The sequence below is a fragment of the Halomonas gemina genome (assembly GCF_023554995.1).
Lineage (GTDB): Bacteria > Pseudomonadota > Gammaproteobacteria > Pseudomonadales > Halomonadaceae > Halomonas > Halomonas gemina.
Genome location: NZ_JAMJPK010000005.1, coordinates 139,673 through 154,329 on the forward strand (window position 1 = coordinate 139,673; position 14,657 = coordinate 154,329).

The following is a 14,657-nucleotide window of genomic DNA, read 5'->3' on the forward strand; positions in this document are numbered from 1 at the left end:
GTCTTTTTTTGGTGATTATCCCATGGCGGTTCATTGCCATTTCCAGGATATTGCGCCTACCATGGGGAATTAATGTTGAATAAAATTGCCATCAAGGGGGTCCCATGTCTGTCTCATTCGAGCGCGACCACGCCGCGTCCTGGTACGCCGCCACCGCCAACGACGCCCCCGAGCGTGCCGCCCTCGAGGGCGAGGTGAGCTGTGACGTCTGCGTGGTGGGGGCGGGCTTTACCGGCATCTCCGCCGCCCTGCACCTGGCCGAGCACGGTCTCTCGGTGGTGGTGCTGGAGGCGGTGAGGGTCGGCTATGGCGCCTCGGGTCGCAACGGTGGCCAGATCGTCAACAGCTACAGCCGTGATATGGACGTCATCGAGTCGAAGTACGGCGCCGATACCGCTCGCGCCCTGGGCGACATGGCCTTCGAGGGCAATCGCATCATCCGCGAGCGGGTCGAGCGCTACGCCATCGACTGCGACCTGCGGGATGGCAACCTCTTCGCCGCCTGCAACGCCAGGCAGATGCAGGGGCTGCGCGAGCACCAGGCGCTGTGGGAGCGCTATGGCTACCGGGAGCTCGAACTGCTGGAAGGGGAGGCGGTGAAGCGCGAGGTCGAGACCGAACGCTACACCGGTGCCCTGGTGGACCACGGCGGCGGCCACCTGCACCCGCTCAACCTGGTGCTGGGCCAGGCCGCCGCCCTCGAGTCGCTGGGCGGGCGCATCTTCGAATATTCACCGGTCACCGGCCTGGAGCACGGCGCGCCGGTGGTGGTGCGCACCGCTGGCGGCCGCGTGCGGGCCGAGCGGGTCGTGATGGCCGGCAACGCCTACCTCAAGGGCGTGCTGCCCGAGATCGAGGGCAAGTCGATGCCCTGCGGCACCCAGATCATCACCACCGAGCCGCTGGGCGAGGCGCGCGCGCGCTCACTGATTCCCAATGGCCTGGCGGTGGAGGACTGCAACTACCTGCTGGACTACTTCCGGCTGACCCGTGACAACCGGCTGCTCTATGGCGGCGGCGTCAACTACGGCGGCAGCGATCCGGCGGACATCGCGGGGGTCATTCGCCCCAAGATGCTCACGACCTTCCCGTCGCTCGCCGACGTCAGGGTGGACTATGCCTGGAGCGGCACCTTCCTGATGACCCTCAACCGCCTGCCCCAGTTCGGGGTGATCAACGACAACGTCTACTATGCCCAGGGCTACTCGGGGCATGGCGTCACCTGTACCCACCTGGCCGGGCGGCTCATCGCCGAGGTGATGACGGGCCGCGAGGAGCGCTTCGACGCCTTCGCCGGCCTGCCCCACCTGCCGTTTCCCGGCGGGCGCCTGCTGCGGGTGCCGCTCTCGGCCATCGGCGCCTGGTACTACTCCACCCGCGACCGCCTCGGGATCTGAGCTCAGTAGAGCCCGACGGTATTGCCCTTCTCGTCAATATCCAGCCGCGTGGCGGCCGGTGAGGCGCTGAATCCGGGCATTGTGCGGATATCGCCGGCCAGGGCGTAGACGAAGCCGGCACCGGCGGAGAGGCGCACCTCGCGCACCGGCAGTCGCCAGCCCGTGGGGGCGCCGAGCCGTCCCGGGTCGGAGGACAGCGACATGTGCGTCTTGGCGATGCACACCGGAAACGCCCCGTAGCCCTGGCGCTGCCAGGCCTCGAGCCGCTCGCGCGTGCCGGGGGCGAAGTCGACCCCCTCGGCGCCGTAGAGGCGGGTGGCAATGCGCTCGATCTTCTCCGCCAGCGGCAGGTCGGCGGGGTAGAGGTACTGAAAGTCGCCGCCGGCCTCGGCTGCTTCGGCGACGGCCTCCGCCAGGGCCAGGGCCCCCTCGCCGCCGTCGCGCACATGGCTGGAGACCTCGGCACGCACCCCCGCCGAGGCACACAGTTCGCGGATGGCGGCAACCTCGCTCTCGTGGTCGCCGGGGAAGGCATTGATCGCCACCACCGGGTCGAGGCCGTGGGCACGCACGTTGTCGATCTGCTTGAGCAGGTTGGCGCCGCCCTCCCGCACCTCGTCGGGGGATTCCAGCAGCAGCGAGGCGGGCAGCGGCTGGCCGGGCACCACCCGGTGGCGGCCGCTGTGGTACTTGAGGGCGCGTACCGTGACCACCAGCACCGCGGCGTCGGGGACGAGGCCCGAGGCGCGGCACTTGATGTTGAAGAAGCGCTCGGCGCCCATGTCGGCCCCGAAGCCCGCCTCGGTGACCAGGAAGTCGGCGGCGTGCAGGCCGATGCGGTCGGCGACGATCGAGGAGTTGCCATGGGCGATGTTGCCGAAGGGGCCGGCGTGGATCAGCGCCGGGGCGTGCTCCAGGGTCTGCAGCAGGTTGGGCTTGAGCGCCTCCTTGAGCAGCACCGTCATGGCGCCGGCGGCGCCGACCTGCTCGGCGGTGACCGGCTCGCCGTCGCGGTCCAGCCCCACGATCAGCCGTCCCAGGCGTCGGCGCAGGTCGACCAGGGAGTCGGCCAGCGCCAGCACCGCCATCACCTCCGAGGCGGCGGTGATCTCGAAGCCGCCCTGACGGGGGATCCCGTCGCCGCGCCCGCCGAGGCCCATTACCAGGTGGCGCAGGGCGCGGTCGTTGAGGTCGATGACGCGCTGCCAGCGCACCTCGCGGGGATCCAGTTCGGGCGCCAGGCGGTGGTGCAGGTGGTTGTCGACCATGGCCGCCAGCAGGTTGTGCGCAGCTCCCACCGCATGGAGGTCGCCGGTCAGGTGCAGGTTGATGCGCTCCATGGGCAGCACCTGGCTGTAGCCGCCGCCGGTGGCGCCGCCCTTGAGCCCCAGGGTGGGTCCCATGGAGGGCTGGCGCAGGGCCACGCTGGCGGTATGGCCGAGGCGCTGCAGGCCCTGCACCAGGCCGATGGCGGTGGTGGTCTTGCCCTCGCCGGGCGGGGTGGGGGTCATCGAGGTCACCACCACGTAGCGCCCTCGCGGCCGTTCGGCCAGGGCCGCCATGGCCGAGAGGTCGAGCTTGGCGATGCCTCGGCCGTAGGGTTCAACTGCCTCGCCGGACAGGCCCAGGCGATGGGCGATCTCCTCGATGGGCCAGAGGCGCACCGCGCGGGCGATGCTCAGGTTGTCGGCGGGCCGGGACGTGGCCTGTTCGGTCGCTTGAGGTGCCATCGGTCTCTCCTCCTGGAGGTCGGCGGGTCATGCGTCGCGTTCCGTTCAGTATCGTGCGCCTGGCGCGGCGTTTTTGCCTGTCGACGTCCGCGGCCTTGGGCGCAGCGACACGCCGCGGGGAGCGTCGGTCCTTGTCGAGAGTCGAAAGAATGGACTATCCCTGATGACAACGTCGCGCGACCCTGCGCCGGCGAGGGGAAGGAGGGGTGATGGAGGCTCCAGTCCCGGCCAAGGACCACCATGACATCGGCTTCCTGCTGCTGTCCGGGTTCTCGCAGCTCGCCTTCTCTGCGGCGCTTGAGCCGCTGCGCATGGCCAACCACCTGGCCGACCGTACCCTCTACACCTGGCACCTGGTGAGCCGCGATGGCACCGCGGTGACGGCCAGCAGCGGCCTGCCCACGGCGGTAGACCAGGCCTTGGAGCCCATGCCGCAACTGGACCTGCTGCTGGTGTGCGGTGGGGTGGAGGTGCAGGCGCACTGCGATCGCGCGACGCTTGCCTGGCTCAGGCGCCTGGCCGAGCGACGCATCCCCCTGGGCGCCGTGTGCACCGGGGGCTATGTGCTGGCCCGGGCGGGACTGCTCGACGGCTATCGCTGCACCCTGCACTGGGAGCATATCGGCAGCCTCCACGAGGCGCGGCGCTTCCCCGAGGTGACCTTCACCTCGCAGCTGTTCGTCATGGATCGCGACCGCTATACCTGCTCGGGCGGCATCGCGCCCCTGGACATGATGCTCAACCTGATCGGCCGCCAGCAGGGGCTGGCGCTGGCCGAGGCGATCGCCGAGGAGTTCATCCACGAGCGCATCCGCGGCGTGGGTGACCGCCAGCGCAGCCCGCTGCGGGTGCGCCTGGGGCACAGCCATCCCAAGCTGGAGGAAGTGGCCACCCTGATGGAGGCCAACCTCCAGGAGCCACTGGCGCTGGACGAGCTGGCCCGCTATGCCGGGCTGTCGCGTCGCCAGCTGGAGCGTCTCTTCCAGCGCTACGTGGGTTGCTCGCCACTCAAGTACTACCTGGAGCTGCGCCTGGCCCGGTCGCGGCTGCTGCTGCAGCAGACCCACATGCCGATCACCGAGGTGGCGCTGGCCTGCGGCTTCGTCTCGCCGCCCCACTTCACCAAGTGCTACCACGACCACTTCGGCCACTCGCCGAGCGGCGAGCGCAAGCGCCGTCAGCAGCGCCAGGCCGAACTGGCTCTTCCAGACGACCCGGTGCCGGTCGACTCGCTGCCGGGCGACTGAGGCCTCAGCCTCGTGGCCGGGCGTTCTCCGGATCATAGAGGGCCCGGTAGCCTACCGCCGCCACCCGCATCGGGTAGTGTTCGGCGAAGTACTCCAGCAGCAGGGCCTTCCCCTCCTCGGCGTAGTCAGCGGGCAGATAGGCCAGGGCGATGTTGCGCCCAAGCGAGGGGCCATAAGCGATGCTGGTCACGTAGGAGCGCCGGCCCAGGGCGTCCACCGGCACCTCGCCGCTCTCCGGGTCGAGCAGCGGTGACTGGCCGACCGGGAAGCGCGGGGCACCGCTGGCGTCATGGTGGGCCTCCATCACCAGGGTGCAGAGCGTGGCGGGCTGCCGCTCGCGGCTGCGCTGTTCCAGGTAGGCGGCCTTGCCGTGGAAGTCCGCGGCCTTCACCTTGGGCCGTGCCAGGCCCGCCTCGACGAGGTTGTAGTCGGTGAGCAGGTCGACGTTCTGCAGCCGCAGGCTCTTCTCCAGGCGGCGACTGCTGGCATAGGTCTCGATGCCCACCGGCGTCACCCCGGCGTCGAACAGCCGGTCCCAGAGCGCCAGGCCGTAGCTGAAGGGTACATAGAGCTCCCAGCCCTGCTCGCCCACATAGGAGATGCGAAAGGCCCATACCGGCAGCCCCTGGAGGCGGATCTCGCGGGCGGTGGCGAAGGGGAAGCGGGCGTCGTCGAGCCCCTCGGGCTCGTCCGCCAGGGCCTGCAGCGTGCGACGGGCGTTGGGGCCCCACAGGCCCAGGGTGGCCAGGCCGTCGCTGCGATCCTCCAGCTGCCAGCGGGTCAGGCCGGCCGCCTCGGCGCGGCGGGTGATCCACACCAGGTCGCGGTGGCCGGTGTCGCCGCCGCAGATCACCCGCCAGCTATCCAGGCCCAGGCGCACGATGGTGAGGTCCGAGTGGACGCCGCCGGCGGCGTCCAGGAAGTGGGTATAGACCCCCTTGCCGATGGGGGTGTCGCCGCCCACCCGGGCCACCGAGAGCCACTCCAGCAGCGCCTCGGCATCGCGGCCCGAAATATCGTAGATGGCGAAGTGGGAGAGGTTGATCATGCCCACGTCGTCGGAAAGCGCCAGGTGCTCGGCGTTGGAGACCCGCCAGAAGTGGCGGGCGTCCCACTCGGCCGGACGCTCGGGTACCCGCTCGGCATAGCGCTCCAGCAGCCTCTCGTTGGCGGCGTAGCCATGGGCGCGCTCCCAGCCGGCGGCCTCCATGAAGATGCCGCCGAGCTCGCGCTCGCGGTGCCAGAAGGGGCCGCGGCGCAGGTCGCGGCCGCTCTCGAAGGGCTCGCGGGGGTGCACCGGCGGGTCGTAGATCTTGCGCGCGATCTCCCGGCAGCGGCCCTCGACGTGGTGAGGGGTCTTCTGCACCGGGTAGAAGCGCGCGATGTCGATGCCGCAGGGGTCGAGCTCGGGGCGGCCCTGGGTCAGCCAGTCGGCGAGCAGCTTGCCCATGCCGGGGCCGTCCTTGACCCAGACGGCCTCGCAGAACCACAGGCCGCGGGTCTCCGGCGACTCGCCCACCAGGGGGCCGCCGTCCGAGGTGACCGAGAGCAGGCCGTTGAAGGAGTGCTTCTCGTCCCAGCCCAGCTCGCCGAGCACGGGGGCGAGTTCGATGGCCCGTTCGAAGGCCTCGGCCACCTGCTCCAGCTCCAGGTCGCGCATGGAGGGCGAGAGGCGCGCCCGGTCGCGTTCAAGGATGGCGCGAGGATCCACCAGCCGCGGCTCGCGGGACTCGTAGTAGCCCCACTCCAGCTGGCCGCCCTCGGTGCTGGTCGGGTCGCCGGTATCGCGCATGTAGGCGGAGTTGCCCTGGTCGCGCAGCAGTGGGTAACCGATCTCCTTGCCGCTGCCGGCGAAGGTCTCGAAGGGGCCGAAGAACAGCAGCGGATGCTCCACCGGCATCAGCGGCAGGGCCGCACCGCCCATGGCCGCGGGGATCGGGCCCCAGATGCCCGAGGTGACGATCACCCGCGGGGTGGCGACATAGCCCCTGGGCGTCTCGACGCCGCACACCCGGCCGTCTCGGACGTCGATGTCCAGTGCCGGGGTCTCGGCGAAGGCGTGCAGCTGGCCGCCCGCCACGGCGCGCTCGATCAGCTCGCCGGCTACCCGCTGGGAGCGCGGGATCACCAGGCCGGCGTCGGGGTCCCACATGCCGCCCAATACCTGGGCGCGATCCAGCAGCGGGAAGCGCGCCACCACCTCGTCGGCATCGACCATGCGCACCCGGGTACCGAAGGCCTTGCCCGAGGCAACCTTGCGCTGCAGCTCGGCCAGGCGCGGCTCGTCCCCGACCCGGGCGATCTCCAGCCCGCCGATCTTGTGGTAGTGCCCCAGGGCCTCATAGAAGCGCTGGCTGTAGGTGGTCGTGTAGCAGGAGAGCCGGTCGTGGGAGGTCATGAAGCAGAAGTCGGAGGCGTGGGCGGTGGAGCCGATGTCCGAGGGGAGGGCGGATGTCTCGAGGCCCACCAGGTTCGTCCAGCCCAGCTCGATCAGGTGATGGGCCACCGAGGCGCCGACGATGCCGCCCAGGCCGATGATCACCGCGTCTGCCTGCGAGGGTAGTGCCGCCATGAGCGTTCTCCTCACTGCGAGGGTTTTCCCGCAGGATAAGGCAGGCCCCGGGAGTCACGCTGTCCCGCGGCGACGCCCCCTTGCCTGGCGGCGACAGGCCGCGGGCGGCCCTGTCGCCCACGCCTAAGAGCTCGACGCCCACAGCGAGATGGGCGATCGGCACCGGGACTAGTGTCGAAGGCAAGGGCGGCCGGCGGGCGTCGGCCCCCGCCACAGCGACACTCGAGGAGGCGGTCATGACCCAGGCCATCGAGAGCATCCAGAGCACTCAGAACACCCCATCGGCGCCGGAGATCCTGCTCTACCCGCGCATCCGCAAGTCACCCTTCTTCTACGCCTCGCGCCGGCACGGGGTGCGCAAGTACAGCGTCTACAACCACCACTACCATCCGCGCCTCTACACCGACCCGGTGGACGAGTACTGGGCCTTGGTAGAGGGCGTGACCCTGTGGGATGTCGGCGTCGAGCGTCAGATCGAGATCAGCGGCCCCGACGCCTTCGCCTTTACCCAGCGGCTGGTCCCCCGCGACATGCGCCACTGCCAGGTGGGGCAGTGCAAGTACGTCTTCGTCACCGCCCCCGACGGCGGTATCCTCAACGACCCGGTGCTGCTGCGCATCGAGGAGAACCGCTTCTGGTTGTCGCTGGCCGACAGCGACATCCTGCTGTGGTGCCAGGGGCTGGCGGTCAACTCGGGCCTCGACGTCACCCTCCAGGAGGTCGACGTGGCGCCGGTGCAGGTCCAGGGCCCCAGGGCCAAGGCGGTGATGGTCGACCTGTTCGGCGAGGCGGTGCTGAGCATGCCCTACTACCACCTGATGGAAGCCGAGCTCGACGGCATGTCGGTGGTGATCTCGCGCACCGGCTACTCCGGGGAGATCGGCTACGAGATCTACCTGCGCGAGGCCAGCCGCTTCGGCGAGGCGCTGTGGCAGCGGGTCTTCGAGGCCGGCCGGCCCCACGACATGCAGGTGATCGGCCCCTGCCACATCCGCCGCATCGAGGGGGGCATCCTCGCCTTCGGCTGCGACATCTGGTACGACACCAACCCCTTCGAGGTGGGCATGGGTTACGACTGGATGGTCGACCTGCGCGGCGACGACGACTTCATCGGCCGCGCCGCCCTGGAGCGCATCAAGGCCGAGGGCGTGACGCGCAAGCTGGTGGGGGTGGAGATCGACGGCCCCAGCGTCGGCTACTTCACCGATGGCGCGATGATCGATGTCTTCCCGGTGTTCGACGAGGGGGGCGCGCGCATCGGCAAGGTGACTTCGGCCACCCGCTCGCCACGCCAGGAGCGCAATATCGGCTATGCCATGCTGCCGGTCGAGCATGCCGAGCTTGGCACGGCGCTGCGCATCGAGGCCAATACCGGCCTGCAGGAGGCCCGGGTGGTGGAGAAGCCCTTCCATGACCCCGCCAAGGCGATTCCCAAGGGGTGAGGAAGATGGTGGCGACCCGCTTTGAACTGCTGCCCATCGTCGGCATGCAGGAGGCCGATGCGCAGGCCGCCACCCCAGCCGGTGAGCCGCCGGCCTGATCGCCGCAGTTGTCGCCATTCGGTGACGGCAGGTCAGGAAATGTGAAACCCATGGCACCCCACTGAAGTCCTGCATCGCGGGGCTTATACTGAGGGCGATTCTCGAGGGGCGCAGGACGCGCCCCACCATCGCCCCCTTTTCCGTCACGCATCTCCCGGAGCCTCGTGATCATGAAGAGGCGCGGCAGCGTCCTCCAGGAGGTGAAAGATGAGCAAGTCGATCGTGATAGGTTCCACCCTGGCCGTACTGGGGCTGGGCGGGTTGGCCTTCGGGGCCTGGCAGATCCAGGAGCAGCAGCGTGGCCCCGAGTACGCCGAGATTACCAATGTGGAGACCCTGACGCGCACCGTGGAGACCCCTCGCGAGGTGTGCGAGGAGGTGGTCGTGCAGCTGCCGCCGGACGCCCCGACGGGGCAGGGCGCCAGTCGTGATCCCCATCGCGTGGTGGGCACCGCGGCCGGGGCCATCGTCGGCGGCCTGCTCGGCAACCAGATCGGCGGCGGCAGCGGCAAGAAGATCGCCACGGTGGCCGGCGCCATCGGCGGCGGCCTGGCCGGACGCGAGGTCCAGGAGCGGGTGGAGGCGCGCCAGCATGCCCAGGCGGCGCAGTCCCAGCCGCGCACCACCACCCGTCAGGAGTGCCGCACCGTGGTCGACACCCGTCAGGAGACCGAGGGCTACGAGGTCACCTGGCGCCACGGCGAGTCGGTCGAGACCAGCCGTCTGGACAGCCCGCCCCAGGGCGACCGGGTACTGCTCGAGAAGGGGCGTCCGCAGTGGGATGCCGTTGCCTCGCAGGAGGGCTGAACGAACCTTGATGCATCGCGAATGAGAGCGCCCCGGCCAGTGATAGCCGGGGCGCTGTCGTTGTCGGGGGCAAGGCGCCTCAGGCATCCGGGGCGTGGGCCGGCGTCGCCGGGAGCGCTGTCGGCCCAGAAGTTGCTCAGGAGGGCATCGTTCAAGGCGAGACCTCCTCGTTCACAGGTAGCCGAGCACCAGGTAGGCGCCGGCGGCCAGGATCCCCGCCAGTGCCGCGTAGGGCAGCTGGGTGAAGGCGTGCTGGAAGGGGGTGCAGCCGCTGGCCTGGGAGGTCAGCACCGTGGCATCCGAATAGAAACAGGCATGGCTACCGAAGGTGCTGGCCGACAGGGTGGCCCCGATCACCAGCGTCATGTCGGCGCCCAGGTTGTGTCCCAGGGTAGCGACGATGGGCAGGATGATCACGAACACGCCCCAGTTCGAGCCGGTGGCGAAGGACACGAAGCCCATGATGCTGAAGATGATGAAGGGCAACAGCTCGGCGGAGATCAGCGGTTCTACGGTGGTGATGATGTACTCGTTGAGCCCCAGCGCCGTATTGACCTCATTGAACAGGAAGGCCGCCACCAGCACGGCCAGGGCATCGATCATCGACTTGAAGCCCTCGACGATATTGTCGAAGGTCTCGCTGGCGGACAGCTTCTTCAGGGCGATGAAGGTCACGATCATCCCGGCCAGGGTGATGAAGATGCCCATCAGGAAATCCAGGTCGAACCACCAGGTGAAGAAGGCCAGGGAAGCCATGGGCAGCAGGAAGGACCAGACGCTGCCTTTGTGCCTGGCATCCGCCTCGAGGTGGGCAATGTCCTCGTCGATGTGCTCGGCCCCCGGGGGCACGCATTGACCCTGTCGCTCGGCGCGGCGTTCCGCGATCTTCATCGGCCCGATCAGCGGGATCTTGCCGTAGATGACCAGCGGCACCATGGCCACGGCAATCCACGGGTAGAACATGAAGGGGATGGCCTGGATATAGGTAATCACGCCTTGGCCGTCCGCGGCGACGCCGTTCTTCTCGATCAGGGCGCCGAAGAATACCGCCCAGGTGGAAATGGGGATAAGGACGCTGATCGGTGCTGCGGTGGAGTCGATGACGTAGGCCAGCATCTCGCGCGATGTCTTGAAGTGGTCCGTGATCCTGCGCATCGAGGTTCCTACGGCCAGCGAGTTGAGGTAGTCGTCGACGAACAGCACGATCCCCATGCACCAGCAGCCCATCAAGGCACGGGGCTTGTCGGTCGTATAGCGCATCATGGCCCGGGCGAAGGCCTGGGACGAGCCCGATTTCAGCAGGAGGGCGATGATGCTGCCCATCAGGCCGCAGACCATGATGACCCAGGCGACATCCTCGTCGGTCATCACGCTCATCAGGCTCTCGGAGAGGCTGCTCAGCGCATTCGTGGGATCCATCATCAGGGTGCCGGCGAAGGCACCGAAAACCAGTGGTTCAAGCGCGCGCCTGGACAACAGTGCAAGCAGCAGAACGAGCCCCGTCGGGACCAGGATCAACGGCCCGTCGATGGATTCGGCACCGCTGGTGCCGACCACGGCACTGACGACGGCGGCCAATGCGACAGCGAGCAATATCATGACCATCCAGCGGTGCCACGGGCGGGCACCCTGCTTGATCACCTTGTCGTTGGCTTCCATGGAGACCTCCTCGATCTTGTCATTGTGTGAGGGTGGTGGGGTGGGTCAGCGCAGGCGTTCCAGCAGCTGGTAGTACCACATGCCGGCGGCCAGCAGGGTGTTGCCGAGACGGTCGCTGAACGGGACACGCCAGTGACGGACATTGGCGAAGGCATCGAACTCCCGCATGTTGCCGTCGACCGCCTCGGCGAGGATCTCGCCGACGAGGTGCGAGGTGGCGATGCCGTGCCCGGAGTAGCCCTGGGCGTAGTAGACGTGGGGGGAGAGCTTGCCGAGCATCGGCACGCGGTTGATCACGATCCCGGCGAGTCCTTGCCACTGGAAGTCGAGCGCCACGCCCTCGAGCTGTGGGAAGGTATGCTCCAGCCGCGGGCGCAGCTCGGCGGCGATGTCGTCTGACGTCCTTCCCGAGTAGTTGGCGCCGCCCCCGAAGAGCAGCCGCCGGTCGGCGGTTAGGCGGTAATAGTCCAGCACGAAGCGGGTATCGTAGACGGCCAGGTCCTGGGGGTTGATCGCGTTGGCGGTGGCCTCGTCCAGCGGGGCGGTCGTGACGATGCCGAGTGAGGCGGGGAAGAGCTTGCCACCGAGCCGCCGGCGCTCGAGGTGGTGGTAGGCGTTGCCGGCAAGGATCACGCTATCGGCCTGAACGCGGCCATGCTCGCCGATGACGGCCGGGGATTCACCGTGCACAACCTCCACCACGGGTGACGCTTCGAAGATCCTGGCCCCCAGGCTTGCCGCTGCCCGGGCCTCGCCCAGGCAGAGGTTCAGCGGGTGGAGATGCATGTTGTAGTCGTTGCGCAGGGCGCCATGGTAGAGCCGCGTGCCGAGCACGTCTTCGACCCCTGCCTTGTCCAGCCAATGGACATGTTCGCCGATCCAGTGGGACTGAGAGGCCTCGTAGTCCCGTTGCAGTGCCTTCAGATGGCTCGGCTGGTAGGCCGCCTGGAGATGGCCGTGCTTGAGGTCGCAGGGAATGGCGTATTTCTCGACACGTTCGCGAATAATGCGCTGGCCGCGCCAGCGGAGATCCCAGACGAAATCGGCAGCTTCATTGCCCAGGGTGCGACGCATCTGGCGGCGCATGGCATCTTCGCCGGACAGGCTGCCGGTGACCTGGCCGCCGTTGCGTCCACTGGCTCCCCAGCCGATCTTGTTCGCCTCGACCACCGCCACCCGATAGCCCCGTTCGCTCAGCTCGACGGCCGTGGCCATGCCCGTGAAGCCGCCACCCACGATGGCGACGTCGACCCGGTGATTGCCCTCGAGGACAGGGTAATCGGATTCGCTGAAGATGGACGCGGAGTAGTAGGACGGGGGGCGCGATTGGGCCATGACGATGCTCGCTGTAAGGTGTGATCACATATGTGTGATCACACTAGCAGGGGCTCATGATAGTGGCAACCCGGTGCGGGACGGAGCCGCAGTGGCGCCTGTTTGGGGTATGCTGGCGGGGTGTATGACGACGACATGGCAGGCCGATGGAGCAACAGATACAGGGCGAAGGGTTCTCGCCGGATACCGCCGCCACCCGACTGCATCGGGAACTGCGGACGAGGCTCTGCGAGGGGGATTTTGCGCCGGGAGACGTGATCTCGATACGCCGTATCGCCACCGAGTACGGTACCAGCGCGATGCCCGCCCGTGAGGCCGTGCGCTGGCTGGTGACGGAGGGGGCACTGGTCTTCTCCGACAGCCGCAAGATCCGGGTCCCCGAACTGAGCCGCGAGCGCTTTCACGAGGTGCTGTTTGCGCGCAAGAGCCTCGAGACCGAAGTCTCCCGCCAGGCCTTCCCCCGGCTGGCCGCCGAGGATCTGGCTGAGCTCGAGGGCATCGATGCTCGGATCAATGCGGCCATCGAGGCCGGCGATATGCAGGCGTACATGCGGGGCAATCATCGCTTCCACTTCCTGATCTATCGACGCAGCCACTCCTGTGTGCTGCTGCCCCTGGTCGAGCTCCTCTGGCTGCAGTACGGGCCCAGCATGCGACAGATCGGGACTCGCTGGGGCGCATCAAGCATCGCCGATGACCATCATCGTGACGTGACCCAGGCCCTGTCCCGTGGAGACAGGGAGGGCTTCTGCAACGCCATTGCCGCCGATATCGAACAGGGAATGCGCCTCCTCGACGAGTAGGCTTGCCAGGCCGGCGTAGCGGTCATTCGACGGCTCGAGGAGGGTCCCTCGGCGGTCATGGCGAGCGATACCGCAGGTCACACATGGCGCAGGTACCAGTCGTACTCGAGCTTGCTGACCGCCTGCATGGCCAGGTCCCGCTCGGCACGGCGGTTGGCCAGGAAGACCGCGAGGAAGTCCGCGCCCAGCGCCTCGGCCAGGGGCTCGCTCTGCTCCAGCAGGTCCAGGGCCTGTCGCCAGCTGTTGGTCAGGCTGGGCGCAACCTGGTCATAGGCGTTGCCGGTGATGGCCGGCGGTGGCGTCAGGCGCTGCTTAAGCCCGTGGTCGATGGCGCCGAGCAGGGTGGCCAGCAGCAGGTAGGGATTGACGTCGGCGCCGGCCACCCGGTGCTCGATGCGCCGCGCCGCGTTGGGCCCCGAGGGGATGCGCAGCGCCACCGAACGGTTATCGTAGCCCCAGGTCGGGGCCATGGGCACATAGAGCCCGGGCTGGAAGCGGCGGAAGGAGTTGAGGTTGGGGGCGAAGAGCGCCATCGAGGCCGGCATCAGCTCGAGCAGCCCGGCCACGGCGTGCTGCATCTGCGGCGTGCCGAGCGGGGCGCCGTCCTCGGCCGCGAAGACGTTGTTCCCGGCCTCGTCGAGCAGGCTGATATGGACGTGGGTGCCATTGCCGGCCTCCTGGCCATAGGGCTTGGCCATGAAGGTGGCCTCGAAGCCATGGTGCAGGGCCACGCCCTTGATCAGGCGCTTGAGCAGCACCGCGCTGTCGCAGGCCGCGAGGGCATCATCGCAGTGGATCAGGTTGATCTCGAACTGTCCCGGTGCGCACTCCTTGAGGGCGGTGTCCAGCGGCAGCTGCTGGGTCCGGGCGGCGGCATGGATCTCCTCGAGCAACTCGGCATACTCGTCGAGCTCGTTGATCGAGTAGAGCTGGCTCTGCGCGGCGCGCTCGCCGGTCGCCGGCGAGCAGGGCGGCTGGACCATGCCCAGGGCGTCCCGGCGGCGGTCGACGAGACTGAACTCCATCTCCACGGCCACCACCGGCGTCAGCCCGGCGCGACGCAAGCGTTCCAGCACCCGGGCGAGCACCTGGCGGGGGTCCGCGAAGAAGGGCGCCCCGTCGGCCTCGGTCATGGTCATCAGCAGCTGCGCCTGGCGGGCGTCACGCAGCCAGGGGCTCGGCATCAGGCTGCCCGCCACCGGGCGGCAGACCCGGTCACTGTCGCCGATCGAGAGGCCAAGGCCCGTGGCCTCGATGGTGTTGCCCAGGATATCCAGGGCGAACACCGAGGCCGGCAGGTTGACCCCGTCACGGAAGGCCTTCTCGAGGTTGTCGCGGGGGATGCGCTTGCCGCGCAGCACGCCGTTCAGGTCGCTGATCAGCAGGTCGACGCTGTCCACGTCGGGATGGCGGTCGAGGAAGTCGCGGGCTTCATCGGCTGGGGAGGACATGGGGCCACCTATCGGCTTAGGTTCATTGTTCGATGGCTGTCATCTTTAAAGCACACACCCATGTTGTCAAATCTTTTACGTATCTCACCAGGATCTGGCGGCCTTTCGGACATTG

General features: G+C 68.4%; 10 protein-coding genes. 5 read left to right on the forward strand and 5 right to left on the reverse strand.

Annotated elements, in window-relative coordinates; genetic code table 11:
* Nucleotides 1-104 precede the first annotated feature (104 nt).
* Nucleotides 105-1,397 (forward strand): NAD(P)/FAD-dependent oxidoreductase, encoded by a 1,293-nt coding sequence (locus tag M8009_RS12145; RefSeq protein WP_250061459.1) that lies wholly within the window; start codon nt 105-107, stop codon nt 1,395-1,397.
* A 2-nt stretch (nt 1,398-1,399) separates the two neighbouring features.
* Here the strand turns inward: M8009_RS12145 and M8009_RS12150 are convergent, their stop codons facing one another.
* Nucleotides 1,400-3,127 carry a formate--tetrahydrofolate ligase gene (locus M8009_RS12150; protein WP_250061461.1) on the reverse strand — a complete coding sequence of 576 codons (1,728 nt, stop codon included), beginning with the start codon at nt 3,125-3,127 and terminating at the stop codon, nt 1,400-1,402.
* 209 nt (nt 3,128-3,336) lie between these two features.
* On the opposite strand from M8009_RS12150, the gene M8009_RS12155 reads away from it, so the two are divergent.
* Nucleotides 3,337-4,374: a GlxA family transcriptional regulator gene (locus tag M8009_RS12155; RefSeq protein ID WP_250061463.1), complete on the forward strand. Its 1,038-nt coding sequence runs from the start codon at nt 3,337-3,339 to the stop codon at nt 4,372-4,374.
* Nucleotides 4,375-4,378: 4 nt separating this feature from the next.
* Here the strand turns inward: M8009_RS12155 and M8009_RS12160 are convergent, their stop codons facing one another.
* A complete protein-coding gene (locus M8009_RS12160) occupies nt 4,379-6,946 on the reverse strand; it encodes a GcvT family protein (protein WP_250061465.1) in 2,568 nt (855 codons plus the stop codon).
* Nucleotides 6,947-7,182: 236 nt separating this feature from the next.
* Between M8009_RS12160 and M8009_RS12165 the strand changes: the two genes are divergently transcribed.
* Nucleotides 7,183-8,388 carry a glycine cleavage T C-terminal barrel domain-containing protein gene (locus M8009_RS12165; RefSeq protein ID WP_250061467.1) on the forward strand — a complete coding sequence of 402 codons (1,206 nt, stop codon included), beginning with the start codon at nt 7,183-7,185 and terminating at the stop codon, nt 8,386-8,388.
* Nucleotides 8,389-8,694: 306 nt separating this feature from the next.
* Nucleotides 8,695-9,294: a glycine zipper 2TM domain-containing protein gene (locus tag M8009_RS12170; protein ID WP_250061469.1), complete on the forward strand. Its 600-nt coding sequence runs from the start codon at nt 8,695-8,697 to the stop codon at nt 9,292-9,294.
* A 171-nt stretch (nt 9,295-9,465) separates the two neighbouring features.
* Here M8009_RS12170 and M8009_RS12175 read toward each other — a convergent pair whose 3' ends face one another.
* Nucleotides 9,466-10,953: a Na+/H+ antiporter NhaC family protein gene (locus tag M8009_RS12175; protein WP_250061471.1), complete on the reverse strand. Its 1,488-nt coding sequence runs from the start codon at nt 10,951-10,953 to the stop codon at nt 9,466-9,468.
* A 45-nt stretch (nt 10,954-10,998) separates the two neighbouring features.
* Nucleotides 10,999-12,288 (reverse strand): NAD(P)/FAD-dependent oxidoreductase, encoded by a 1,290-nt coding sequence (locus M8009_RS12180; RefSeq protein WP_250061473.1) that lies wholly within the window; start codon nt 12,286-12,288, stop codon nt 10,999-11,001.
* A gap of 146 nt (nt 12,289-12,434) precedes the next feature.
* Here M8009_RS12180 and M8009_RS12185 point away from each other — a divergent pair, with 146 nt between their 5' ends.
* Nucleotides 12,435-13,091 carry a GntR family transcriptional regulator gene (locus tag M8009_RS12185; RefSeq protein ID WP_250061474.1) on the forward strand — a complete coding sequence of 219 codons (657 nt, stop codon included), beginning with the start codon at nt 12,435-12,437 and terminating at the stop codon, nt 13,089-13,091.
* Nucleotides 13,092-13,168: 77 nt separating this feature from the next.
* On the opposite strand, the gene M8009_RS12190 is transcribed toward M8009_RS12185, so the two are convergent.
* The gene (locus M8009_RS12190; protein ID WP_250061476.1) at nt 13,169-14,542 is read right to left on the reverse strand and encodes a glutamine synthetase family protein; all 1,374 of its coding nucleotides are present in this window, start codon (nt 14,540-14,542) and stop codon (nt 13,169-13,171) included.
* Nucleotides 14,543-14,657 lie beyond the last annotated feature (115 nt).